This window comes from Hydrogenibacillus schlegelii, from assembly GCF_001653195.1.
Lineage (GTDB): Bacteria > Bacillota > Bacilli > Thermicanales > DSM-22653 > Hydrogenibacillus > Hydrogenibacillus schlegelii.
The window spans coordinates 26,177-49,065 of record NZ_JXBB01000012.1 but is presented as its reverse complement, the minus strand read 5'-3'; the positions used below and the strand labels follow the sequence as shown (position 1 = coordinate 49,065).

The following is a 22,889-nucleotide window of genomic DNA, read 5'->3' as shown; positions in this document are numbered from 1 at the left end:
CGGCCGCCCCTTTCCCGCGTCCATCCTTCGGCCGGCGGCGGCCGCCCTCCGCCGCCCGCGCGGCCCTTACGCGCCGACGCCGCGCCGCCGGATAAAAAGCAGGCGACGAACGCCGTCCGCCGCCTGCTTCATCGAGCGTATGCGCTTAAAACCCCTGCGGCTGCTGGCCGGCAAGGTGCTGCTGGGCAAACATCACCAGGCGCTTCGTGATCTCACCGCCGACGGACCCGTTCGCCCGGGAGGTCGTGTCCGGGCCGAGCTGCACCCCGAACTCGGAGGCGATCTCGTACTTCATCTGATCGATCGCCGCCGCCGCGCCCGGGACGACCAGCTGGTTCGTGTTGCGGGGCTGCGAGTTCTGGGCCACCTGCACTCACCTCCTCTCGCGGTGTATCCATAGAATCCGCGGAGAAGAGATGCCTCATTCACCGAAGCCGCTGCCACATCTTGAGTTCGTTTTCGGATCGTCTGGCATTCGATGCGACCGCCGCCACCCGAACGATCCGGCCGCACGGCGAATCGCCGCCCTACGGCAGGACGACCGCCTCCACCGCCTTGGGCGAACGGGTCAGGATCTCCGGGCCTTCCGGCGTGACGACGACGTCGTCTTCGATTCGGATGCCGCCCCACTCCGGGTGATAGATCCCGGGCTCGACCGTCACCGCATCCCCGACCTCAAACCGGTCGGAGTTCCCGCCGTCGACCGACGGCGCCTCGTGCACCGCGAGGCCGAGCCCGTGGCCGAGCCGGTGAATAAAAAAGCCGTCGAGCCCGTGCGCCCGAAGCGCCGCCCGGGCCGCCCGGTCCGCTTCGGCGACCGGCGCCCCCGGCCGAATCGCCCGGAGGGCCGCCGCCTGCGCCGAGAGCACCGCCCGATAGCGGTCGAAAAACCCCCCGTCCGGCGCCCCGAGCCAGTACGTTCGGGTGATGTCGGCATGGTAGCCGTCCACGACGACGCCGAAGTCGATGAGAAGAAGCCCCGGGCCGATCGGCACCTCTCCCGGCACGCCGTGGGGGAGCGCTGTCCGCCGCCCCGTGAGGACGATCGGCGGAAACCCGAGCCCTTCGGCGCCCCGCTCCCGCGCCCGCGCTTCGAGGAGCGCCGCCGCCGCCCGCTCGGTCATCCCGGGGCGGATCGCCGGAAGCACCTCCGCCAGGACCGCGTCCGCGAGCGCCGCCGCCGCCCGGAGCCGCTCGCGTTCCGCCGCGTCCTTCTTCCGCCGGAGGCGGACGACCGCCGGCGTCGCATCGAGGAAACGGAGGCCGGGAAACCGCCCCTGAAGCGCTTCGGCCCGGGCGAGCGAAAGGGCGCTTTTTTCCACAAAGAGAGCCGCCGGCGGCCCGAAAAACGCTTGCGCCAGCGCCTGAACCGGATCCTCGCCGTCCCGGTAAACGATCGCCGCGAGGCCGCTTTCCCGGACCGCCTCGGCCTCGAGCGCCGGCACGACCCAGACCGCCTCCCGGTTCGGCCGAAGCACGAGGCCGACAAACCGCTCGTGCGGCTCGAGGCGAACACCGGTCAAATAGCGGAGCGACACCGGATCCGTAAGAAGCGCCGGCGCCCCCTGGACCGAAAAGGCTTCGGCCAGGGCCGCCCGTCGAGCCCCATAATCCACCGTTTTTCCTCCTTCCGACCCCGTCAGAATCCCCCGCCGACCCCCTCAACGGGCCGCCGGCCCCGTTTGCACGGGCCACCGGGTCTTGGCGCCCGGTGGACTCGCCGGATCTCCGGCCGCCGGCGCGCGACGGGGCGCCTCACTCCGTCGACCGCGCTTCCCGGCGAAATCCTTGCGTCCCGACGCAACCCGCGCTTTCCGACGACCCGTGCCCAGCGAAAGGAGGCCCGCCATGCCCGTCTATCCGTTCCGCGACCGGTGGCCACGAATCGCCGAAGAAGCCTTCCTCGCCTTCAGCGCCGTCGTAAGCGGCGACGTCGAGATCGGCCCGGAGACGAACGTCTGGTTCGGCGCCATCATCCGGGGCGACGTCGCCCCGACCCGGATCGGCGCCCGGGTAAGCATTCAGGACAACGCCGTCCTCCACCAGAGCCCGAACCGGCCCCTCATCGTCGAAGATGACGTCGTCATCGGCCACGGGGCGATCGTCCACAGCGCCGTCGTCCGCCGCGGCGCCCTCATCGGCATGGGCGCCGTCGTCCTCGACGGCGCCGTCGTCGAAGAAGGCGCGATCGTCGGCGCCGGCGCCCTCGTCCCGCCCGGCGGCCGCGTTCCGGCCCACACCGTCGTCATCGGACGGCCGGCCCGCCCCCTTCGGGAGACGACCGACGCCGACCGGGCGGAACACGCCCGCATCGTGCGCGAATACGTCGAAAAGGGGCGCCTCTACCGGGCCGCCGGCGCCGGCCGACCGCCGCTTTCCGAAACGGACCGCTCCCCTTCAAAACCAACCGTCCCTTTTAAGAAGGCAGGGGATTCCTACAGATAAAGCTCCAGCTCCGCCTCAAACCGCGCCGGCGGCGTCTCCGGCGAAAGCTCCAGCACCTCCGTCCCCTGAAGCGCCCGTCCGATCATGCCTTCCCGGTCGAGCCCCGCCCGGGCTTCGATCGCCTCGACCTTCGCGAGCTTCGGCTTCGTCTGCGGATGCGCCGGCGTAAAGACGGTGCAGCAGTCTTCATACGGCAGGATCGACGTCTCGTACGTTCCGATCTTGCGCGCCAGGGCGATGATCTCCGTCTTGTCCAGGCCGATGAGCGGCCGGAGCACCGGCAGGCGCGTCGCCGCCGCGATGACGTGGAGGTTTTCCAGCGTCTGGCTCGCCACCTGCCCGAGGCTTTCCCCGGTGGCGAGGGCAAGCGCCCCGACCTCGTCGGCGATCCGCTCGGCGATCCGCATCATGTACCGGCGCATGAACGTCGTCAGAAGCGGCTCCGGCACCGACGCCTTGAGCGCTTCCTGAATTTCGGTAAACGGCACGACCCGAAGCCGCACCCGGCCGCTCCAGAGGCTTAAGAGGCGGGCAAGTTCCGCCACTTTAAGCTTCGCCCGCTCGCTCGTATACGGCGGGCTGTGGTAGTAAACCGCCTCGACCTCGACGCCCTTCCGCATGATGTACCAGCCGGCGACCGGGCTGTCGATGCCGCCGGAAAGAAGGAGGACGACCTTGCCGGACGTCCCGACCGGAAACCCGCCGGCGCCGGGGACGACCCGGTCGTAGACAAACGCCCCCTCCTGCCGGACTTCGACCATGACCTCCTGCTCCGGCGCATGCACGTCCACCTTCAGGCCCGGCACCCGCTTGAGCACGTACGCGCCGACCCGCTTCATGAGCTCCGGCGTCGGAACCGGAAACGCTCGGGCCGTCCGTCGGGCGCTCACCTTGAACGTCTTCGGCTGGGCCGCCTCCACCAGCCGGAGGGCCGCCGCCTGGATCGCCTCCAGCTCGAGCGGCACCCGGATCGCCGGCGAAAATGAAATCAGGCCGAAGATGCGCTGAAGCGGCTCCGCCACCGCCTCGTACGGCGTCCCCCCCAGCTCGATGTACAGACGGCCGTGGGTCCGCCAGAAGGCGAGCTCCGGAAACGCCTTGAGCCGCCGCTTGATGTCCTGGATGAGCCGCGCCTCAAAATCGGCGCGGTTTTTTCCTTTTAAGGCCAGCTCCCCAAAGCGAATGAGCACCGTCGTATACACGTCGATCACCTCATCCCATCGTGCACCGATCTCAGCCGCCGGACGGTCCGGACGAGCGTCTCCGCCGCCCGCTCCACGTCTTCGTCGGAGACGTCCCGGGCGAGGCTCAGCCGGATCGCCGACCGCCGGACCGCCTCCGGGAGCCCGACCGCCTTGAGGACCGCCGACGGCTCCCGGCTCCGGCTCGAGCAGGCGGCGCGGGTCGAGACGAAGACTCCCGCGTCGGCCAGCGCATGGACGAGCGTCTCCGCCCGCACGGGCGGAAAGGCCGCCGCGAGCAGGTGAGGCGCTCCGTCCGGCGGCGACAGCACCTCTCCTTCGGCGGCCTCCACCGCTTCGATGAGCCGGGTCCGCTGCCGGCGGAACCGCTCGACCGCCGCCTCCCGGGCGGCTTCCGCGAGGCGCATCGCCCGAGCCGTCGCGGCGATGAGCGGAGCGTTGGTCGTCCCCGGCCGAAGTCCCCGTTCCTGCCCGCCGCCGAAAAGAAGGGGCACGAGGCGCACCCCTTTTCGGACGAACAAAAGGCCGATCCCCTTTAACCCGTGCCACTTGTGCGCCGACAGCGTCACCAGGTCCGCCTGCCACGCCGCCGGCCGAACCGGCATCACCGCGTAGGCCTGCACCGCATCGACGTGAAAGAGCGCCCGGCTTTTTTTCACCCGCTCGCCGATCGCGGCGAGATCCTGGACGGTGCCGAGCTCGTTGTTGACCGCCATGACGCTGACGAGGATCGTCTCCGGCCGGAGGGCCCGGGCGACGGCGTCCGGATCGACGCGCCCGTACCGGTCGACCGGAAGCCGCTCGACCGAAAATCCCTCTCGCCCGAGGGCCTCCGCCGCCTCCCGGACCGACGGATGTTCGATCGGCGAGACGAGAATATGCCGCCCCCGGCCGGCGGACGCCCGCGCCGCGCCGAAAAGCGCCAGGTTGTTCGCTTCCGTGCCGCCGGAGGTAAAGACGATCTCTTCCGGCCGGACGCCGAGAAAACGGGCCGCCTGCGCCCGGGCCTCCTCGACGAGCGCCTCGGCCCGGGCCCCGAGCCCGTGCAGCGACGCCGGATTGGCAAACACATCGGCGGCCGCCCGGGCGTACGCCTCGAGGACCGCCGGATCGGGCCGGGTCGTTGCGGCATTGTCGAGGTAGATCACGGCCATCCCCTGCCTTCACCCTCCCATCTTAACACATCCCGAGCCTTTCGCTCGAACCGGGGTCCTGCCCCCGATCGATCCTCTCCTTCGGTCCGCCGTCGAGATCCGTCCTCGGTTCGCCGTCGGGCAGGCGGGCGGCCCCGGAGGGGAACTCGGAACGAAAAAAACCTTCCGCCCCCGAATGCGCCGGGGGCGGAAGGATCCAGGGCGGTCGGGCGGCGTCAGACGACCGGCGGGAAGACAAACCGGGCAAACAGCGCGATGACCACCGCCAGCGCGCCGATGCCCATCGACCAGAGACCGAGGGCGCGGCTCCCCTGGGCATACGCCCAGTACCCGAGGCCGATCGCCACGAGCCCCATGAGAAACGGGGCAAAAAGGAGGGAGAGGATCGCCACGACGAGGGCGGCGATGCCGATCCCCCGACCCCCTTCCGCGGGCTCGGCGTCTCGATCCTCCGGCCGGTTATCCTCAGCCCGCGTTCCGCCGGCGTCGTCCGCCTCCGGGACGTTCGGCGCGAGCTCATACGACGTCTCGGCCTCCCCGTCCGGGTTGCCGAGGCGCCGCACGCCGTCGACGCCGGCCATCCCGTACCAGTCGATGCCGTAGGCGTTTTCGGCCGGCGGCCAGGCGTCCGCCGCGCCGGCCGCCCACCGGTCATCGACCGGTCCGGCCGCTTCCGCCCCCTCCGGCGGGCGGCCGACCTCGTCGACGGCGACCGTCGCCGAATCCGCCGGGCTCTGCCCGTCGACGCCGGCCCGGCCGGTTTCTTCCGCCGGGCGACCGGCTTCGTCCGGTTTCCGCTCCTCCATGCCGTCACCTCCGGGGGCATGGCAAGGATGGACGCGGCCGGCGGCCTGCCGGCGGCCTCAGTCCAGGCGGACGTGAAACACGAGCCGCCGGACGCTCGGGCGGGTGAGGGCCACGGCCTTCACGGCCTTCACCCACCAGGGGAGCCGCCGGGACAGGACCAAAGCGGCCAACTCGGCCATGGCGGTTCCGAGAAGGATGATGCGCCACGGCACGGCCATCACCCCTTCCTTAGCCTGACCCCCGAGGCGGAATTCGTTCCCCCCCAATCTCTGCCGATGCGGTGACCGCCGGGCGGGCGGCGGCATATCGTATGGCGAACCCTCCCCCGCCCACCGACGCCGGCGGGCGGAACCCCGCCCGCTTCAGGCGGCCTCCTCACCGGAGCGCCGCCTGCTTTTTTTCGGCGATCGCCCAGGCTGCCTCGGCATACGCCCGGGCCTTGTCAAACGCCCGATCCCGGAAGCAGTTTTCCGCCTGCATGAGATAGCGGCCGATGTCCGGATCGTGCAGGCGAAAGCGGTTCAGCCGGGCAATGATCGCCTCCGCCCGCCGGGCATCCTCCAGCCGGCCGAGAAGCGCATCCGCCGCCGCCGTCGCCTCGGCATGGGCCCGGGCCAGCGCCTCGCGGAGTTTGGTCACCGAAAGGGGCCGGTGTTCGAGCCGGAGGAGCACCGCCTGAAGGAGGGCTTCCGCCCGCTCGAAGTCGCTCCGGAAGGCCGCGGCGAGCTCCGGCAACATCGCCCGCTCCGCCTCCTGCCGGGCGTAGACGAGCCGCGCCCGGTCGTCCTGCACCTGATCCCGCGCCGCCGCCTCGAGGTTCTCCAGCGTTTGCACGATTTCCATCGCCTCGGCCAGGGTCCGTTCCGCCGTCTTCCGCCGGGCGATGAGGGCGTCCGCCTGCCCCTCCGCCAGCGCAAAATGCCCGTCCCGAACGAGCCGTTCCAGCTCGGCAAACGCCGCCGCATAGGCGTTCCGGGCATCCTCGAACCGCGCGAGCGCCTCCGTCAGCGCCGCATCGTCCAGGACGAACTTCCGGGCGAGGGCGGCCAGCCGGTGCGTGAGCGCCTCCACCGCCGCCCGATAAGCCGCCTCCGCCGCCCGTTCCTCGGCGTACCGGGCGTCCATGCCCCGGCGGGCTTCCCCTTCGGCCTGAAGCCGCCGGTCGACGTCCTGAAGCTCCGCCTCGATCTCGGCGATCGTCGCCCGAACCGCCGCAAAATCGCCGTCCGCCCAGAGCGGCCAGAGGCGATTCCACCGGGCCTTGAGCCCCTTCAGCGCCCGCTCGAGCTCCGCCTGGGCGGCCACCTTGCCCGTGTCCTGAAGCGCCCGAAGCCGCGCCTCCCGCTGGCGGATGGCCTCCGGAAGGCGCGTTTCGATTTCGGCCATGAGCCCTTCCGCGGCCTCGAGATCTGCCCGGAGGGCCCGAAGCTCCGCCTCCGCCTCCGGAGCGAGCGGACCGCTCCGGGCAGCGGCCAGAAGCCCTTTCAGCCGCTTTTCCATCTGCGGCATCTCCACGCCGCTTCGCTTCCGATACGCCTGCCACGCCGCCTCGAGGGCCAAAACCGCCGCCTCCGCGTCTTTCGCGACGGAAGGAACATCCGCCGCGGCGGTTTCCGTCGCCGGGCCCGGCCGGTCCCCGCCAAGCGCCGGCGGCCGCTCCGGCCCCGGCGTCGGACCGCTCCCCGAGGGACCGGCTCCCTCCGGCAGATCGGCGGTCCCGTCCGCCTCGCCGGCCTCCGGCGCCTCCGCTTTCCGGATCGGAGCGTACGCTTCCGGTCCCCCGTCCGGTTCGGCCTCCGCCGTCCCGTTCGCCGGACCGGCCGCCGGAGGCGTTCGGTCCAAAAGCGACGCCAGCTCTTTGAGCACCGCTTCCACGAAGGCGAACTCTTCTTCCGCCCGGAGAAGGCGAAACGTCCCGAGCGCCCGTCCGCCTTCCTGAAGCGCCGCTTCCGCTTCCGGAATCGCCGCCCGCAGGAGGCGCTCAAGGGTCCGCCGCCCATGCTCCGCCGCCCGATCGCCGTCCGACGCCGGCAAAAGCGCCGAAACCGCCCCTTCGAGGGACCGCCGGGCCGCCGCGAGCGCCTGGCGCAGATCCTGCTCGCGGCGCCGCAGGCGGCGGTACTGAAAGGCGCCGTATCCGGCCGAAGCCAGAAGGAGGCCGAGGAGGAGGACCGGCACCGCTTCGGACCACCGGATCGCCCGCCCCCCGGCGCCCTGACCGCCTTCCGCCGGGGCCGCCGGCGTTCCGGGAGCCGGCGGCCCGGCCGACGCGCGGTCGAACGCCTCTCCTGCCGCGGGCGGCGCTTCAGCGGACGCCGCCTCCGAAACGGCATCGGCAAGCGCCCGAAGGACGGTGATGAGGGCCGGCGCCGGTCCGTCGCTCGCCAGCGTGGGGGCAAAATACCGGTCGATCACCCGGTCGGCCGTCGCCTCCGACATCCCCCGCGCCCGAAGCGAGGCGCCGATCCGAACCTCTAGCCGGCGGTCGGCGGCGATATAGCGCAGGGCGAGCCCGTCCGGCGGCGGTTCAAGCGTCTCTCGGTCGGGCACCGCCGGCGCCCTCGCCCAAAGCTCCAGCACGACCGGATACGGCATCTCCCGGACCGCCCGTTCGACGTCTTCCCGGTCTTCGGCGGAAAGCACGGCCTCCCGATCGACGACCGAAGCCTCCTCTTCGACGACGCCTTCGGTCGTCCCGGACGCGCCGCCGGATCCGGCCTGTACGCCGGCGGCCGATGCCGCCGGCATTTTCAAAGTCAGCCCCGGCAGGCCGAACCCGAGGCTCAGCGCCACCGCCGCCCCCAGCGCGACCGCCCGCAACCGTCTCATCCCGCTCGCGGCTCCTTTCGGCCGAACCTCTGCCCGGGACGTCGACCGAAGTCGACATTCCGGGCCGATTCGATCAAGAGATTCGACACCGCCGGCCAAAATCCTGCCGCTCTGCCGGCGTAAGATCCGCGGTCGGCTCGCCGGAGACGGCGCCTTGAAACCGGCGGCCCGCTCCGGTACGCCGGATCCGTCCGAGGGGCCCGTCTCGGGCCGAAGCGTCGACCGCGGCCGAAGGGACCGACGAGGGCCGATGCGCCGGTTGCCCGGCCGACGCCTTCCCGCCGGCGTCCCGCTCCGGGACCGCCCCGGCGGCGATCACCGGCCGGCCGGCGCGCCCGGAATACCGGTCAAGTCCGGCGGCGTAAACGTGCCGAAGCGACGGAACGTAAACACCACCCGCGTCGTATCGTCGTTCCGCTGACCGTCTTCCGTATACACCGCCCGCTCGACGTATTCCACCCGTTTCGGAAGCCCCGTGGCCCGGTCGTAGGCGATGAGGTACGTCCCCGACAGCGCCTCATCGCCGTCCACCGAGCGATCGTCCACCCGGGAACCGGCCGAAAGCCGCTCCACCGCCGCGTCGCCGTCCGGCGTCTCCGGCGCCCGGCGGCTTGCCTTCTCGGCGAGCTCCGCCCGCATCGCCGTCGGATCGAGGACGACCTGAAGGAAGGCCGTCTCCCCTTCCACCGGCGCCGTGAAGCGTTCCGGAGAGCCCCACTCGATCTTCCCGGCAAGATGCGCCATGCGGCGGAAATGCGCCCGGGGGTCCCAGTGGGCCAGCTCCTGAAGGGTGGCCGCCCGATCCGCTTCGGCCGGATGCCAGTCGACCTCGTCGGCAAACCGGAGAAACACCTGATCCCGCCGCGCGAAAAACTCCATGTCGTCGGCAAAGCCGCCGTCTTCCGGCGTGACCGAAAGCCGCACGTAAAACGCTTCCGACGAGGCGCTCCCGCGGAAGAGGGCGGCCGGCTGACTTCCGCCGCCGTTCGACTGCCAGTGCACCTCCCCGTCGAACTGAAACGCCGTCTCCGCCAGTTTCGCCGCCACCGTCTCAAGCGCGACGCGGGCCTCCGCCGGTCCTCGGTCCGGCGCCGCCGCCCGCTCCTGGCCGCCCGGTGCCGAGCAGGCGGCCAGGGCGACGAGCGCCGACAGCCCGGCGGCCCAGATCTTCCGTTTTCCGATCATCCCGATCCCTCCGATCGACGGCGTGTTTCACGCTTAACCTAACCGGTCGGAGGGGAATTATGCCGTTTTAGTCGGCCGGCCGGTACCGGATGATCGGCCCGTCTTCGACGGTCGCCCGGCCGAGCTCCACGAGGAGATCGAGATGGCCGACAACCTCCGAAAGGACGAGGGGAAGCTCCGTCCGGAACAATTTGGGAAACAACCGCTGCGAAAGCCCGAAGGCCGTCGCTTCCTCCGCAAGAAGCCCCCGCAGCAGTTCCGCCCGCTCGAGCTGCTGCCGAAGCCGCTCCCGGATGAGCGCCGCCGGCTCCGCAACCGCCTCGCCGTGCCCCGGCAAAACCCGCCCGATGGGGAGATCCAGCAGCCGCTCCAGCGCCTCCCGGTAGACGACGAGGGACCGGGGACGAAGCGGCGTCCCGTACGCCGGTTCGACAAAGGCGTTCGAGGAGATGTGCAGAAGAAGGTGATCGCCGCCGATGAGCAGCCCCTCGTCCGGGCAAAACAGCGCCACGTGATCGGGCGCGTGGCCCGGCGTCTCGAGCACCGTCCACCCGGGAAGCTCCGGGAGCGTCGCCCCTTCCCGCACCGGCCGGATCGCCGGCACCGGCCGGAAAAAGCGCAAATACGCCCGGTAGACCTCCTCCGCCTCCGCGATGAGCGGCTCCGGGACGCCGGATTTTTGATACAGCGTCCGCAGGAACGCCGCCCGTTCCGCCAAAAACGCTTCCGCCTTCCCGACGTAGGGCGCCGCCTGCGGGTGGGCGTACACGGGGAGCGGTTTTTCGTCCAGGATGCGGGCCGCCAGCCCGACATGATCGATGTGGTGGTGGGTGAGGACGATCGCATCCAGGTCCCGAACCTTCAGGCCGACCTCCCGAAGCCTCGCCTGAAGCGCCGCCCACGCCTCGTCCGTCTCCGGGCCCGTGTCGACGAGGACGCGCCCCTCGCCCTCGATGAGATAGACGTTGACGTCGCCGACGCGAAAGGGCGTCGGAAGCGCGATTCGCCGGATCCGTTCTCCCCCAGCGTTCATCGGCGTCCCTTCTTTCACATTAAATGATGAATGAAGATTCATTCATGGGCCAACCGTCGTCCCCCGGCGCTTCCGGCGGGCCCGCCTTGACCGGCGCCTCCGGTCGGCTATACTGGGCAGGCGAGGAGGGAGACCATGAACGATTCCCGACCGCTGACCGACGCCGAGCGGGCCTGGCTGGACGCCCACCCGCCCGTATCCCCGGATTTCTTCACGCGACCGACCCTCGAGCTGGCCCGGGCGCTCCTCGGCCAGATTCTCGTTCACATCGCGCCCGACGGCGTCGCCGCCGGCCGCATCGTCGAAACGGAAGCCTACCTCGGCCCCCACGACAAGGCGGCCCACTCCTACGGCGGCCGCCTGACGCACCGGACGCGGATCATGTTCGGGCCGCCGGGCTTCAGCTACGTGTACAAGATCTACGGCCTCTACGACTGCCTGAACGTCACCGCCGGCGCCGAAGGAGAGCCCCAGGCGGTGCTCATCCGGGCGGTGGAGCCGATCTTCGGCGAAGCCCTGATGCGCCGGCGGCGAAACGATCCCCCCGAACGGACCCGCCTCACCGCCGGCCCGGGCCGCCTGACGCAGGCCCTCGGCATCACGACCGCCCACTACGGCCTGCCCCTGTTCGCCCCGCCGCTTTATATCGCCGCCGGCGAGCCGGTCCCCCCGGAGCGCATCGCCCGAGGCCCCCGCATCGGCATCGACTACGCCGAAGAAGCCCGTCACTACCCGTGGCGCTTCTGGATCGACGGCCATCCGTTCGTTTCGGTGCTGCCCAAAACCGGGCGGTCCTCCGGGCCGACGAAGTCCGGACCGGCGGAAGCGCCGGAGCCCGGGGATCCCTTCGGGCCGGCGAAAACGCCGGAGTCCGGGACCTCGTCCGGGCCGAAGGCGACTACCCCTCCCGCCGAAGGATCGGCGCCATGAGCCGTTCGAGCCCGATCGCTGCCAGCACCGCAACGATGAGCCCGTTGCCGGCGATTCCCCGGATCGCCGGCGGAAGCGCCCCGAGGGCATCCGGCGGCAGGAAGAGGAGGCCGACGCCGAGCATCACCGAAAGCCCCACCGCCGCCGTCCACGCCGGCGTCGCCGGAAGCCCTTTCAGTTCCTCCAGCCCGAAGCCGACGAGCTGGGTAAACGTCACCCAGAGCACCGCGTAGCCGACCGCCGGCGGCATGCCCGCCAGCCACCCGACGACCGGCGGAAACCCGCCGACGAGCCCCATGCCGGCCGCCGCGGCCAAAAACGCCCCCCGATCCGCCGACCCGCTCAGCCGGATGACGCCGGCGGAGATCGAAAGGGGCACCGTCCCGACGACGCCGAACGCCCCCGAAAGGACGTGACTCACCCCGCTCGCCCACGCCCCCCGGGCGGCCCGCGCCGGCCGCTCTTCGGCCGGCACTCCCGCCGCCTCCGCCGTCACGAACACGCTGGCGTAGACGTTGGAAAGCAGGACGATCGCCGTCACGACGCCGAGGACGATCGCCGCCGGATCGGCCTCCGGCGGGCCGAAGAAAAAAAGGCCCGGAAAGGAAAACCCCCTTTCCGAAAACCCGCCGGTCCCCGTCCCCCCGCTCCCGCCGGCGCCCCCCGGCCGAAGGAGCCCCGCCGCCTCCAGGGCGGCAAAAAGCGCCCAACCGTAGACGACGCTCCAGAGGGCGTAATACGCCCTGAGGACGGGACGGCGGGACAGGGCGAAGCCGAGGGCGACGACCGCGACCGAAAGGGCCGCCGCCCCCCCGAGGGGAGACCCGACGTCCCAAAAAAGCCCCCGGACGAACGTCCCGCTCATCGAAAGGGGCAGCACGAGCATAAACACGCCCCGCACGAACGGCGTAAAAAGCCGGGAAAGGGCGAGGCGCCCCCGCCGCCCGAGGACGAAGAGGGCCACCCCGCCGGCCAGCATCGCCGCGGTGAGCTTCCGGCCGACCGCCTCCGGCGGAACGCCGAAGGCCGCGTTCGTCTCGAGCGCCAGCAAAAACACGTTCCACCAGAGCCCCGCCGGCCCCTCGATGATCGGCAGCCGGTGACCGAAAAGCCCCTGCACCAGCGCCCCGAGCCCGGAGGCGACGAACGTCGCCGAAAGAAACCGGGCCGTCTCCGCCGGCGACAGGCCGAAGGCATGGCCGACGACGAGCGGCACGACGAGGGCGTTCGCGAGCATCATCCAGAACCACTGCAGAGCCAAAAGCCCCCGCCGGCCCCATGCCTCCGCGCGCCTCATCGCCCGCCCCCGAACGGTCGGTCGGGGCGGCCCGGACCAGGAAGTTCGCCCATATCGTCCCCGTCCTCCTCCAAGCAAAAGACGACCACCGCCACCGGCCCCCCGCCGTCCTCAGCCGGATGAAAGTGCCGGCCGGGATCGGAGACGAAGACGACGGCCGCCGGGCCCGCACATCCCGAAGCGGCCGGATGGGCCGCCGGCCGGCCGAGCCCTCCGGCCCGTCGGGCCATCGCCTCGGCCGCTTTCGCGCCGGACGGCGTCCCGGCCTCGAAGCCGGTGCCGAAGGCGACGAAGGCCGCCGAACGGGCCGAGGTCCCTCCGGATGGCGGCCGCCCGGCCTCCGCCCCCTCACGGGGCGCGTAAGCCTCCGAAAAGCCTGCCGCCGCTCCGATCGCCGGCGGGCTGGCGGCGATCTCCCGATCGGCGTGTCTCCGGCCCGCGTCGGCGACGACCGGAGGCCACGCGGTGGCGGGGGGCGCCGTCTGTACCGCTAAGCTTGGACCGATCTGGTGCCAGGCGCCGGCGGCGACGAGCGCCGCCCCGCCGAGCCAGACGACCGCCCGTCGGACCGCCACGCCCAGCCGAAGGCGGAGGAGTTCCCGCCGGAGCCTTCGAGACAGGCGCCGGAGCCGGCGGGCGACCGCCGGATCGGCCGATCCGACCGTCCCGTCCGTTCCGACCGGGCGGACCGACCCGCCCGGCCCGGTCGATCCCGGCGGTCCGGTCGGGGAAAGGAGACCGCCGGCGCCGGGCGACCCGTCTGCCGCCCCGGCCCGGTCCTCCGGCGCGGCCCCCGGTTCAACCTGCCCGACCCCGGGGTCGATTCCGGCGTAGGCGGCCCTCGCCGCCTCCGGAAGCGCCGCCGCCAGAGCCGCCCACGCCGAGCGCCTTTCCGCGCACACCGGGCATCCGGCGGCGTGCCGTTCGAGCGCCGCCGCTTCTTCCGGCCCGAGGCGCCCGAGGGCCCAGTCGACCCAGCGCTCCTCCGGCGGACACGCCCCCGGCGCCGGAAAAACGAAAAAAACGCCGCGGTCCTTCATCGCCCGTCTCCCGCCCCCGGCCCCGCCGCCCCGAGCCCCCCGCGCTCCCCCGGCAGGGGCGATCGTCCCCCACGCGCCGGTGCGGAGGGCCCCGGGGGACCCGAAGGCCCCGGCCGGCCGAGCGACCGGCGCAGACGGGTCAGCCCGCTTCGGAGCTGCGACTTCACCGTCCCCAGAGGCCGGCCGAGGGCCGTCGCCAACGCCCGGTGGGACAGGCCGAGGCCGTAATGGCCGATCACGGCCGCCCGCTCCCCCTCGCTGAGTTCGAAAAGCCCGGCGATGAGCGCCGGCCTGAGCCCCTCCGCCCAGAGCCGCCGCTCGATCGCCTCCCACGGATCGACCGCCCGCTCCGCCGCCGGTTGGGCCGCCGCCCGCTCCCGCCGGGACCGCCGGAGGAGATCGAGGGACCGGGAGCGGGCCATGACGAGCAGATACGCCCCGAGGGAGCCCCGGCCGGCGTCGTACCGCTCCGGCGCCTTCAACCACGTCAGAAAGACGTCGTGGGTCACGTCTTCCGCCAGCGCCGGATCGCCGAGCATGGCCAGCGCCACGTGATAGACCGCCGGCGCATATCGCCGGTAGACGGCCTCAAACGTCGCCGGATCGATCCGCCCCTTCCCGCCGCCGCGGCCAGCCTCCATCGTCCTCCTCCTTTCCGGGCCGGCACCGATCGCGTTCCCCTCGCCGCTTGCTCGGAAAAGGCGGTTGGCTTCGGAAAAAGCCGTTTCCTCGAAAAACACCCCCGTCCGACGCCGCCTCCCCGAACGGTCCACCGTTCGCCGATCGCCATTCCTGTCCTTTACCGTACCGCACCGCCTTTCCCGGCTCAAGGGCCCGTCAGGGCAACATTTGCATCATCCGTCGGTCGCCGGCGGTCGTATTCAGGGTGGAACGCCACCCGAACCCCATCCCCCCAAAGGCGCAGGCAAACAGGAGGGAGAGATGCCCATGCCTCGATTTCGCCCGGTGAAGGCCGTTCAGGCCGGCCCGGCGATGACGGCCGCCCTGACGGCGCTTCTCTGGACGCTTTTTGAGGTCTTCTCCGGCCCCGCCTTTGCGGCGCCGGCCGGCGTCACCTTTTTCACGCCGTACACCGACGTCGCCGTTACCCCCGGCGAGACGATCACCTACAGCATCGAGATCAAAAACGCGACCGGCGAGATCCGGCGGATGAAGCTCGCCGCCCAGGCTCCGTCCGGCTGGGAGACGAACCTCACCGCCGGCGGCTACAAGATCCAGGAGATCGCCGTCCGGCCGAACGACAGCGAGACGGTCACCTTCACCGTCGACGTCCCGCTCAAGATCGACAAGGGGACGTACCGCGTCGCCCTCCTCGCCGACGGCGCGCCGGTGTTGCCGCTTTTTGTGAACGTCACCGAACAGGGAACGTACCAGGCGGAACTTTCGACCGACCAGCCGAACATGGAAGGGACGAACAAGTCGACCTTCAACTACGAGCTCAAGCTCAAAAACCGCACTCCCGACGCCCAGACGTTTGCCCTTCGGGCCGACGCCGAAGCCGGGTGGAACGTCCAGTTCACCGTCGAAGGAAACGACGTCACCTCCGTCAGCGTCGACCCCGGCGGCCAGAAGACGATCCGCGTCTCGATCAACCCGCCGAGCCGCATCGAGGCCGGCACGTACAAAATCCCCGTCCGGGCCGAGACGAAAAACTTGAGCGCCGAGACGACCCTCGAAGTCGTCATCCGAGGGACGTACGGGCTCAAGCTCACGACGCCGGACGAGGTCCTCTCGACGTCCATCACCGCCGGCGGCGAACGGCGGGTGAAGCTCCGGGTGGAAAACACCGGCTCGGCGCCCCTCGCCAAGATCCAGCTCAGCGCCGACACCCCGGTCGGCTGGGACGTCAAGTTTGACCCCGAGACCATCGACACGCTCGCGCCGAACGAGACGAAAGACGTCACGGCGACGATCCGTGCCGACAAAAAGGCGATCGCCGGCGACTACGTCGTCACGATGAACGCCCGGACGCCGGAAGCCGAAGACAGCGCCGCCTTCCGCGTGACGGTGAAGACGAGCCTCCTCTGGGGCGTCGTGGCGGTCCTCATCATCGGCGGGGTGCTCGCCGGCCTCTACGCCCTCATTCAGCGCTACGGGAGGCGGTGACGGTGTCGGCGATCATCGAGCTTCGGGGGCTCACGAAGCAGTACGACACCGTCCGGGCGGTCGACAACCTCACCCTGACCGTCTACGAAGGGGAAGTCTTCGGCCTCCTCGGACCGAACGGCGCCGGCAAGACGACGACGATCCTCATGATGCTCGGCCTCGTCGAGCCGACCGACGGCACGGCCCGCATCCTCGGCATCGACGCCACCCGGGAGCCGCTCAAAGTGAAGCAGGTCGTCGGCTACCTCCCGGACGACGTCGGCTTTTACGACGACCTGACCGGCCTCGAAAACCTCGTCCTCACCGCCCGCTTAAACGGCCAGAACGACCGGGACGCCGAGGCGGCGGCCCGGGCGCTCCTCCGGCGGGTCGGCCTTGAGGCGGCGGCGGACAAAAAGGTCGGCGCCTACTCCCGGGGCATGCGGCAGCGGCTCGGGCTTGCCGACACCCTCATCAAAAAACCGAAGGTCATCATCCTCGACGAACCGACCCTCGGCATCGACCCGGAAGGCGTACGGGAGTTTCTCCAGCTCATCCGGACGCTCAGCAAAGAAGAAGGCCTCACCGTCCTCCTCTCGTCGCACCACCTGCATCAGGTGCAGGCGATCTGCGACCGGGTCGGCATCTTCGTCGACGGCCGGCTGATCGCCGTCGGCACGGTGGAAGAGCTGTCGGCGCAGATTTTCGCCGACGACCGCTTCAGCGTCGAAGTCGCCGCCCGGCCCCTCGACGACCGCCTCGTGGAGGCGCTGCAACGCCTTCCCGGCGTGACCCGCGTCGACGTCCGGCGGGAGACGGACGGCGGCGGCGAAGCCGTCGTCCGGGCGACCCGGGACGTGGCGGCCGACGCCGCCCGGGCGGTCGTCGCCGCCGGCGCCGAGCTTAGGAAGCTCACCCGCCGGGCGTACGGCCTCGACGACATCTACCACCGCTACTTCGAGGGGAGGGCGTAAGATGCGCCGGTCCCTTTCCGTCCTCTTCCGGAAGGAAGTCGCCGACCACCTCCATTCGTGGCGCTTCAACATCCTGATCGCCCTCATTGCCCTCACCACCCTCGCCTCCCTCTACACCGCCGCCCAGACGATCCGTTCCGTCGTGCCGCAGGCCGATCAGCCCCTCGGCGACATCGGGCTCTTTTTGAAGCTCTTTACGACGACCGACGGCAAGCTCCCGTCGTTCGTCGCCTTCGTCGGCTTCCTCGCGCCGCTTCTCGGCCTCGGCATGGCGTTCGACGCCATCTCCAGCGAACGGAACAAAGGCACCCTCGTCCGGCTTTTGTCCCAGCCGATCTACCGGGACGACGTCATCCTCGCCAAGTGGTTCGCCGCCCTGGCCGTCGTCGGCGTCTTTTTCCTCGCCCTGGGCTTCATCGTCATGGGGCTCGGGCTTTTCGTCTTCGGCATTCCGCCGACGGCGGAGGAGGTGCTCCGGATCGTCTTTTTCCTTCTCGTCACCGCCGTCTACGTCGCCGTCTGGCAGAGCCTCGCCATCCTCTTTTCCATCCGCTTCCGGCAGGCGGCGACGAGCGTGCTGGCGGGGCTTTCGGTCTGGCTCTTTTTCAGCCTCTTTTATCCGATGATCGTCAACCTCATCGCGCCGATCACCGGCCGCGGCACGGTCGACGACGTCCTTCGGGAGATCGGCCGGCACCAGTTCTTAAGTCGCCTTTCGCCGGTGACGCTTTACGAAGAGGCGACGACGATCCTCCTTTCGCCGGACGTTCGGGCCCTCGGCCCCTTCACCCTCGAGCAGGCGATCGGCGCCATCCCGACGCCCCTTCCCTTCGATCAGAGCCTTCTGCTCATCTGGCCGCAGATCGCCGGCCTCGTCGCCATGAGCGTCGTCCTCTTCGGGCTGTCGTTCGTCCTCTTCATGCGGCAGGACATCCGCGGCCGCTGACGCCCGGCGCCACGGGGAGGCCTTCGGAAAGCCGGAGCCGCGCCGGCCCCTTTCCCCCTCACCGCCGTCGACCTCACCGGGACCGCCGAGGTGGACGCAGCCGACGGAACGAAATCCGCTTCGCAGGATTCGATGCCCTCGAAGGACGAAGGCTTTGACCCAAGGGAACACCGGCGCACCGATCGTTCTCGGCGAAACGCCCCTCACGCTCGGGGGCCGTCCACCGGCGGCCGCTACCGCTTTGCCGTTCCGGACGAGGCGCTCGCCCGGCTTCAGCGCGACCCGAACGCCGAACTTCGGGTGCGGGTCGTCGACGCGGTGAAAGGTGCGGGTCGTCGACGCGATGAAAAACGGCCGGCGGTCCCCCTGCTCCGACTGTCGGAAACGCCAAAATGTCATGCGACAAAACCGGGGCCGCGCTTGCCCCGCCGCCGAAACATGAAACGGCTGCCATCCCATGACGGCAGCCGTTTTTCCGCCCGGTCGTGCCCGATTCCGCCCCCGCTTGAAAAGCGCCGCGACGCAACTGATCGGAAACGAGGGCGACCGACTCAAAGCGAACGCGACCGGCCGGAACGCGAAAGAGACCAACCACGAAAGCGACCTCTCACCACGAAAGCGACCTCTCAAAAGATAAGCACGGCGCAAAAGGCGCGGCGTTCCCACCCGACGGCCGCCGAGCGGCCCGAAGGCAAAAGCTGCCTTGCGGCCCGGCGCCGGCGAAGGCGGCCCCGGGAGCGGAGCGCTGGCGGGGCGGCCTGGACGGCCGGGGCGGCTCAGACGACAAAGACGGCCGCTTCGTTCAATTGCAGCCACTCGTGCATGCTGCCGAGATAATTGCGCGCCGGCACCCCGAGCGCTCGCAGCACAAAGAAGGCGACGGCGCTCCGGGCGCCGCTGTGGCAGTAGACGCCGACGGGGGCTCCTTCCGAAGCGGTAAGACCGAGGCGGGAAAGCAGGCGCTCGGGCGTCCGGAAGACCGCCGGATCCAAAAACCACTCGAGCGGGGCGTGACGCGCCCCCGGGATGCGGCCGCCGCCGGAGCAACACGGCGCATGGGCCGTCCCGTCAAACTCCTCGGCGCTCCGGACGTCAAAAAGCCGCCCCGCCCGGGCGAGCGCTTCCGCCTCCGCTTGAAGGAGCAGCCACTCCCGCCGCCACGGCCGAAGCTCCGCCGGATCGGCGCCGGCTTCGGCCTGGCGCGCTCCGGCCGCCGTCGGCGGACCGGCATCGCGTTCCGACAGCACCGCACCGCCCGCCGCGATCGGAGAGCGCGCCGCGGCTTGGCCGTCGGCCGCGACCGGCCCGGGCCCCGCACCCTGGGGACGCCTCACGGCCTGGTCGCGCGTCGCCATTCCCCCGATCGCCCGCCCTCCTCCCGGCCAGAGGACGACGTCCCAGCCGGCCAGGCCGATCAGATAGGCCGTCCGAGCGAGCCGGGGCGTCAGCCCGTCGTCGAGAACGCCGACCCGCCGCGCGCTCCCCAGCCCGAGGGCGACGAGCTCCCGCCGGATGCCCCGAATAAATTCGCACGCCTCTCCCTCGTCCCGAAGCACGGGCATCGGCCGCGTCCCGTCCCAGCGGACCGCGGCGCCCCCCGCCGCCTCCGCCGCCGGCCGCGGATCGACCCAGACGTCGACCGCCGCTTCGATCGATCCGTCGATTTGATCCAACCCGTTCATGCCGCTCGCCCCTTTGTCCTGTGGAATGGGTCAACCCGAAAGATCCCGGCCGAACTTGCCCGCGGCGCGGGTCCTCGGCTTCGGAGAACCGGAGCGGAATCCGGTGCCGAAGCTAAAGGGCAGGCGGCCGAACAAGCGCCAACCGCCCTTTTGGGAATCCCCGGAATGGATTCCGGGAAGAAGCTCAAGCGTCTTTGGCGGAGAAGCCGCTTTCGGCGAAGGCGCTCTCTCGCCCAGGGCCGGTTCCACGCCCAACACCGATGCCGCGCCGTAGAATGATCATCATTTGAAAATCATGATCTGTCAAGCCTCGTTTCGCGCCTAAAAAGCCGCGTCCCGCCTCGATGCCGAACTACGATCCCCGGAACGGTACCGGATCTTTTTTTCTTCACGGAAGCCGGGACGGGTATCGAAGACCTGGCCCCCGATCCCGAGCGCCCCGACTTCAAAAAAATCCCGGTTTCTTTACAGGAACCGGGAGAAGGGCGTTCGACCGATCCGCCCCGCGTTCGGGTGGGCCGGCCGAACCTTTTCCGCCGACCGAAGCCCCGAAACCGCCTTTCCGAGCGATGATCCCCCCAGCCTGCCGATGGCCGGTCGAAGGGGCGCTTCACCCCGCCGGGATGCGACGCTTCCGTCCGCCGGCAGCCGGACGAACGTTACCGTAACCGAAGGCATCCGATTCCGTGTTCGCTCTCATCGATCCGCATTCGGCGCTCTGGCCCCTTCCCGGTTGAACGTTTCGTTCGGCGCGGCCGACGGTGTCCGGCGGATCGATTCATTCCGGCGGGGCGCACCGGACGACCCCGCCGGCCCGTAGCGCCGAAGCAGCACCGCCCGAGGCATGACGACCCAGTGCGGGACGAACCCGTCGCCGGCCTCGAGCCGCTTGTCCCCCTCCGGATGCAAAAACCGAAGAAGCCACCGCATGTAAGCGCCGGCGAGCGCGAGATGCGGCGTCGGCCGCATCGGCACGACCGCAAATCCGAAGGGACGGATCCCCCGGTGAAGCGCCGAGTAACCGAAAACGCCCCGCGCTTCCGGCCGCATTTCCATCGCGTAGCGGGCCAGGAGCCGAAGCGCCGCTTCCGCCTCCCGCTTGAGACGAACCATCCGCCGGAACTCGCTTCCGCCGGCGAAGAGCGCCTCCACGAGCAGCCGGTTGTTGAAGTGGAGGTTGAGCCCCCGCTCCCCGGGCCGGAGGCTTTCCCCCTCCAGCGTCACCGGGGGCCCTGCATACCGCCGATCTTCCACGTACAAAAACCCGTCCGGCCCGAGAAGCGGCCGGTAACGAAAGAGGCGGTGGTGAAGCGCCTCAAAGGCGAAATAAAGCCGCACCCGCCACGGCAGCGTCGTCCCGACCTTCTCCGTCCCGGCCTCCCCGGCCGGCCGCACCGGCGGCCCCTCTTCCGGGAGGGGCAAAAACCGAATCTTAAGCCCGACCGAGCGAACGGTTTCAAAAAAGTCCTCCAGCATCGCGAGCATCCGCTCCGGCGCCGTCGGATCGGCGCCGAACGTTTCGCCGGAGTCGTGGAGGAGGACGATCGCCCCCGGCGTCAGGCGCCGAAAGATCCGCCACTTCATCGCCGTCGGATCGCTCCGCCGCTCCCAGTCCCGGGGCATCACCGACCAGAGGACGACGCGAAACGTTCGGAACACCGCCCCGTCGGCGAGGCCGATGAGCCCCCACGGCGGCCGGTAGAGGACCGGCCGGCGGCCGGTGATCGCCTCGATCTCCGCCTGCAGGCGTCCAAGCGACCGCGCCGTTCGCCACGGCGGCACGAGCCAGTTCGGCACGTGCCGCTCGTTGTGCAGGCCGATCGCATGCCCCTCGGCGATCATCCGCCGAAGGAGCTCCGGGTGCCGCCGGGCCGCCTCGCCGACGACGAAAAACGTCGCCCGGGCGTCGTACCGCTTCAAAAGATCCAAAAGCCGCGGGGTATACACCGGATGCGGCCCGTCGTCAAACGTCAGATAGACCGGAAACCCGGCTTCCCCCCTCCGGCGCTTCAGCACCTTCCAGCCGAAGATCCGAAAGACCGTCCACGATAGGCCGACATAGGCGGCGTACAGGGCCAAAAGAAGCGCCGCCGCTCCGATGGCCGTCCGCATGGGCCGCTTCCTTCACTCCTTTCGGCTCCATGATAGCACATCCAAGCGACGACGTCCCTTTTTCGCGGAAAGAGAGCACCCGCCGGACGGAGCCCCGTAAGCCTTCCCCGGGGAAAACCGAAGCCGCTTCGGCCTAAAACCGGAAGTCGCGCCGAACGGCGAGCCGGAAGCCGCGCCGCCCGCGATCCGGGAGCCGGGCCGGCCCGCAAACGGAAACCCCGCCGGTCCGAAACCGAACGACCGTGCCGCGGCGCGCCGGTCGCATTGTCGCCCGCGATCCGGCCCGGAGCGGTGCCCCCGGCACGGGACTACCGGAACGGGGCCGAGGCCGGTCGATCGCCGGGTTCCGGCAGCAACGCCAGCAGACGTTCGAGAAGCGCCGCCTTCAGGCGCACAAACGCCCCATCGGCCCGAAGCGACCGCGTCCGCGGGCGATCGAACGGCACCTCGACGACGTCGACGACCCGGGCCGGCCGGGGCGAAAAGACGACGATCCGATCGGCGAGATACAGCGCCTCTTCCACGTCGTGGGTGACCATGAGGATCGTCCGCCGCTCCCGGCGATACACCCCTTCCAGCCACTCCTGGAGCGACGCCCGGGTCAGGGCGTCCAGCCGGCCGAACGGCTCGTCCAGAAGCACGAGCGCGGTCCCCTGCACCAGTGCCCGAGCGAGGGCCGCCCGCTGCCGCATCCCCCCCGAAAGCGCCGACGGATACCGGTCGACGAACGCTCCGAGGCCGAAGTCGCGAAGGATGGCCTCCGCCTGCCGGAGCGCCTCCCGCCGGCGAACCCCCCGCACGAGAAGCGGCAGGGCCACGTGTTCCCGGATCGTCTGCCACGGAAAAAGAAGGTCGTCCTGCATCATGTAAGCCGCCGTCCCCGGCCGGCCGTCGATCGGCGCGCCGGAAAAATGCACCGTTCCCGCGTCCGGCCGAACGAGCCCGGCGACGATATCGAGCAGCGTGCTTTTTCCCGACCCGCTCGGCCCGACGAGGGCGAAAAAACGGCCGGCCGGCACCGCGAGATCGATCCCGTCCAGGACGTTCAGCCTTCCGTCCGGCCGCTTCGGATCCGGAAAGGCCTTCCGCACCCCGCAGATCTCCAGACCGGCCGAGCTCCCCTCCCCGCCGCCGGCCATGCGCCTCA

General features: G+C 70.5%; 19 protein-coding genes and 1 pseudogene. 5 read left to right on the top strand and 15 right to left on the bottom strand.

Translation table 11 applies throughout. The features are described 5' to 3' along the window. Positions 1-145: 145 nt before the first annotated feature. Together SA87_RS04515 and SA87_RS04510 are read right to left on the bottom strand one after the other, a co-directional pair. Positions 146-367: an alpha/beta-type small acid-soluble spore protein gene (locus SA87_RS04515; RefSeq protein WP_066199782.1), complete on the bottom strand. Its 222-nt coding sequence runs from the start codon at positions 365-367 to the stop codon at positions 146-148. 160 nt (positions 368-527) lie between these two features. Next, positions 528-1,616 carry a M24 family metallopeptidase gene (locus SA87_RS04510; RefSeq protein WP_066441575.1) on the bottom strand — a complete coding sequence of 363 codons (1,089 nt, stop codon included), beginning with the start codon at positions 1,614-1,616 and terminating at the stop codon, positions 528-530. A gap of 232 nt (positions 1,617-1,848) precedes the next feature. Here SA87_RS04510 and SA87_RS04505 point away from each other — a divergent pair, with 232 nt between their 5' ends. Beyond that, positions 1,849-2,445 carry a gamma carbonic anhydrase family protein gene (locus SA87_RS04505; protein ID WP_066199780.1) on the top strand — a complete coding sequence of 199 codons (597 nt, stop codon included), beginning with the start codon at positions 1,849-1,851 and terminating at the stop codon, positions 2,443-2,445. Here SA87_RS04505 and thiI read toward each other — a convergent pair. From thiI to SA87_RS04470, 7 genes are all read right to left on the bottom strand, one after another. Further along, complete coding sequence (gene thiI / locus SA87_RS04500; RefSeq protein WP_245637647.1) at positions 2,436-3,656, bottom strand: tRNA uracil 4-sulfurtransferase ThiI; 1,221 nt, start codon at positions 3,654-3,656, stop codon at positions 2,436-2,438. The two genes, SA87_RS04505 and thiI, sit on opposite strands and share 10 nt — an antisense overlap. Then, entirely contained in the window at positions 3,653-4,801 is a 1,149-nt protein-coding gene (locus SA87_RS04495; RefSeq protein WP_066199778.1) for a cysteine desulfurase family protein, read from the bottom strand. The genes thiI and SA87_RS04495 overlap by 4 nt, the downstream gene beginning before the upstream one ends. Positions 4,802-5,016: 215 nt before the next feature. Further along, the gene (locus tag SA87_RS04490; RefSeq protein WP_066199772.1) at positions 5,017-5,607 is read right to left on the bottom strand and encodes a YrdB family protein; all 591 of its coding nucleotides are present in this window, start codon (positions 5,605-5,607) and stop codon (positions 5,017-5,019) included. Positions 5,608-5,664: 57 nt separating this feature from the next. Then, on the bottom strand, positions 5,665-5,826 hold the full coding sequence (locus tag SA87_RS13090) for a hypothetical protein (RefSeq protein ID WP_169816906.1): 162 nt from the start codon (positions 5,824-5,826) through the stop codon (positions 5,665-5,667). Positions 5,827-5,983: 157 nt separating this feature from the next. Further along, positions 5,984-8,437, bottom strand: a complete 2,454-nt coding sequence (locus tag SA87_RS04485; RefSeq protein WP_066199769.1) for a septation ring formation regulator EzrA — start codon at positions 8,435-8,437, stop codon at positions 5,984-5,986. 315 nt (positions 8,438-8,752) lie between these two features. Beyond that, positions 8,753-9,622, bottom strand: a complete 870-nt coding sequence (locus SA87_RS04475) for a hypothetical protein (RefSeq protein WP_066199764.1) — start codon at positions 9,620-9,622, stop codon at positions 8,753-8,755. Between the two features lie 67 nt (positions 9,623-9,689). After that, positions 9,690-10,655, bottom strand: a complete 966-nt coding sequence (locus tag SA87_RS04470; protein WP_066199761.1) for an MBL fold metallo-hydrolase — start codon at positions 10,653-10,655, stop codon at positions 9,690-9,692. Between the two features lie 135 nt (positions 10,656-10,790). Between SA87_RS04470 and SA87_RS04465 the strand changes: the two are divergent. Next, a pseudogene (locus SA87_RS04465) lies at positions 10,791-11,426 on the top strand (DNA-3-methyladenine glycosylase); the annotation flags it as partial. A gap of 127 nt (positions 11,427-11,553) precedes the next feature. Here SA87_RS04465 and SA87_RS04460 read toward each other — a convergent pair. The 3 genes from SA87_RS04460 to SA87_RS04450 are packed head-to-tail and all read right to left on the bottom strand — an operon-like array spanning position 11,554 to position 14,563. Next, positions 11,554-12,882, bottom strand: coding sequence for a purine/pyrimidine permease (locus SA87_RS04460; RefSeq protein WP_066199752.1), 1,329 nt, complete (start codon positions 12,880-12,882; stop codon positions 11,554-11,556). Then, positions 12,879-13,922, bottom strand: a complete 1,044-nt coding sequence (locus SA87_RS04455; protein ID WP_066199749.1) for a zf-HC2 domain-containing protein — start codon at positions 13,920-13,922, stop codon at positions 12,879-12,881. Before SA87_RS04455 ends, SA87_RS04460 begins: the two co-directional genes overlap by 4 nt. Beyond that, entirely contained in the window at positions 13,919-14,563 is a 645-nt protein-coding gene (locus tag SA87_RS04450; RefSeq protein WP_156516494.1) for an RNA polymerase sigma factor, read from the bottom strand. Before SA87_RS04450 ends, SA87_RS04455 begins: the two co-directional genes overlap by 4 nt. A 307-nt stretch (positions 14,564-14,870) precedes the next feature. On the opposite strand from SA87_RS04450, the gene SA87_RS04445 reads away from it, so the two are divergent. From SA87_RS04445 to SA87_RS04435, 3 genes are read left to right on the top strand one after another with little or no spacing between them, the layout of a single operon-like run. Beyond that, positions 14,871-16,049 (top strand): NEW3 domain-containing protein, encoded by a 1,179-nt coding sequence (locus tag SA87_RS04445; protein ID WP_066199744.1) that lies wholly within the window; start codon positions 14,871-14,873, stop codon positions 16,047-16,049. Continuing rightward, complete coding sequence (locus SA87_RS04440) at positions 16,046-17,002, top strand: ABC transporter ATP-binding protein (RefSeq protein WP_066199742.1); 957 nt, start codon at positions 16,046-16,048, stop codon at positions 17,000-17,002. Before SA87_RS04445 ends, SA87_RS04440 begins: the two co-directional genes overlap by 4 nt. A gap of 1 nt (position 17,003) precedes the next feature. Continuing rightward, positions 17,004-17,948, top strand: coding sequence for an ABC transporter permease (locus tag SA87_RS04435; protein WP_066199739.1), 945 nt, complete (start codon positions 17,004-17,006; stop codon positions 17,946-17,948). A 776-nt stretch (positions 17,949-18,724) separates the two neighbouring features. Here the strand turns inward: SA87_RS04435 and SA87_RS13665 are convergent. The 3 genes from SA87_RS13665 to SA87_RS04410 form a co-directional block, all read right to left on the bottom strand. Further along, entirely contained in the window at positions 18,725-19,630 is a 906-nt protein-coding gene (locus tag SA87_RS13665; RefSeq protein ID WP_066199731.1) for a sulfurtransferase, read from the bottom strand. A gap of 696 nt (positions 19,631-20,326) precedes the next feature. Further along, entirely contained in the window at positions 20,327-21,742 is a 1,416-nt protein-coding gene (locus SA87_RS04415) for a polysaccharide deacetylase family protein (RefSeq protein WP_066199725.1), read from the bottom strand. Between the two features lie 308 nt (positions 21,743-22,050). Next, positions 22,051-22,881: an ABC transporter ATP-binding protein gene (locus tag SA87_RS04410; RefSeq protein ID WP_066199721.1), complete on the bottom strand. Its 831-nt coding sequence runs from the start codon at positions 22,879-22,881 to the stop codon at positions 22,051-22,053. Positions 22,882-22,889: the final 8 nt, after the last annotated feature.

Excerpts from the sequence above, each read along its gene's own strand:
- SA87_RS04490 (WP_066199772.1), bottom strand. The coding sequence starts at position 5,607 with ATGGAGGAGCGGAAACCGGACGAAGCCGGTCGCCCGGCGGAAGAAACC.
- SA87_RS04445 (WP_066199744.1), top strand. The coding sequence starts at position 14,871 with ATGCCTCGATTTCGCCCGGTGAAGGCCGTTCAGGCCGGCCCGGCGATG.
- SA87_RS04460 (WP_066199752.1), bottom strand. The coding sequence starts at position 12,882 with ATGAGGCGCGCGGAGGCATGGGGCCGGCGGGGGCTTTTGGCTCTGCAG.
- SA87_RS04455 (WP_066199749.1), bottom strand. The coding sequence starts at position 13,922 with ATGAAGGACCGCGGCGTTTTTTTCGTTTTTCCGGCGCCGGGGGCGTGT.
- SA87_RS04470 (WP_066199761.1), bottom strand. The coding sequence starts at position 10,655 with ATGAACGCTGGGGGAGAACGGATCCGGCGAATCGCGCTTCCGACGCCC.
- SA87_RS04505 (WP_066199780.1), top strand. The coding sequence starts at position 1,849 with ATGCCCGTCTATCCGTTCCGCGACCGGTGGCCACGAATCGCCGAAGAA.
- SA87_RS04415 (WP_066199725.1), bottom strand. The coding sequence starts at position 21,742 with ATGCGGACGGCCATCGGAGCGGCGGCGCTTCTTTTGGCCCTGTACGCC.
- SA87_RS04435 (WP_066199739.1), top strand. The coding sequence starts at position 17,004 with ATGCGCCGGTCCCTTTCCGTCCTCTTCCGGAAGGAAGTCGCCGACCAC.
- SA87_RS04475 (WP_066199764.1), bottom strand. The coding sequence starts at position 9,622 with ATGATCGGAAAACGGAAGATCTGGGCCGCCGGGCTGTCGGCGCTCGTC.
- SA87_RS13665 (WP_066199731.1), bottom strand. The coding sequence starts at position 19,630 with ATGAACGGGTTGGATCAAATCGACGGATCGATCGAAGCGGCGGTCGAC.
- SA87_RS13090 (WP_169816906.1), bottom strand. The coding sequence starts at position 5,826 with ATGGCCGTGCCGTGGCGCATCATCCTTCTCGGAACCGCCATGGCCGAG.
- SA87_RS04450 (WP_156516494.1), bottom strand. The coding sequence starts at position 14,563 with ATGGAGGCTGGCCGCGGCGGCGGGAAGGGGCGGATCGATCCGGCGACG.
- SA87_RS04495 (WP_066199778.1), bottom strand. The coding sequence starts at position 4,801 with ATGGCCGTGATCTACCTCGACAATGCCGCAACGACCCGGCCCGATCCG.
- SA87_RS04410 (WP_066199721.1), bottom strand. The coding sequence starts at position 22,881 with ATGGCCGGCGGCGGGGAGGGGAGCTCGGCCGGTCTGGAGATCTGCGGG.
- SA87_RS04485 (WP_066199769.1), bottom strand. The coding sequence starts at position 8,437 with ATGAGACGGTTGCGGGCGGTCGCGCTGGGGGCGGCGGTGGCGCTGAGC.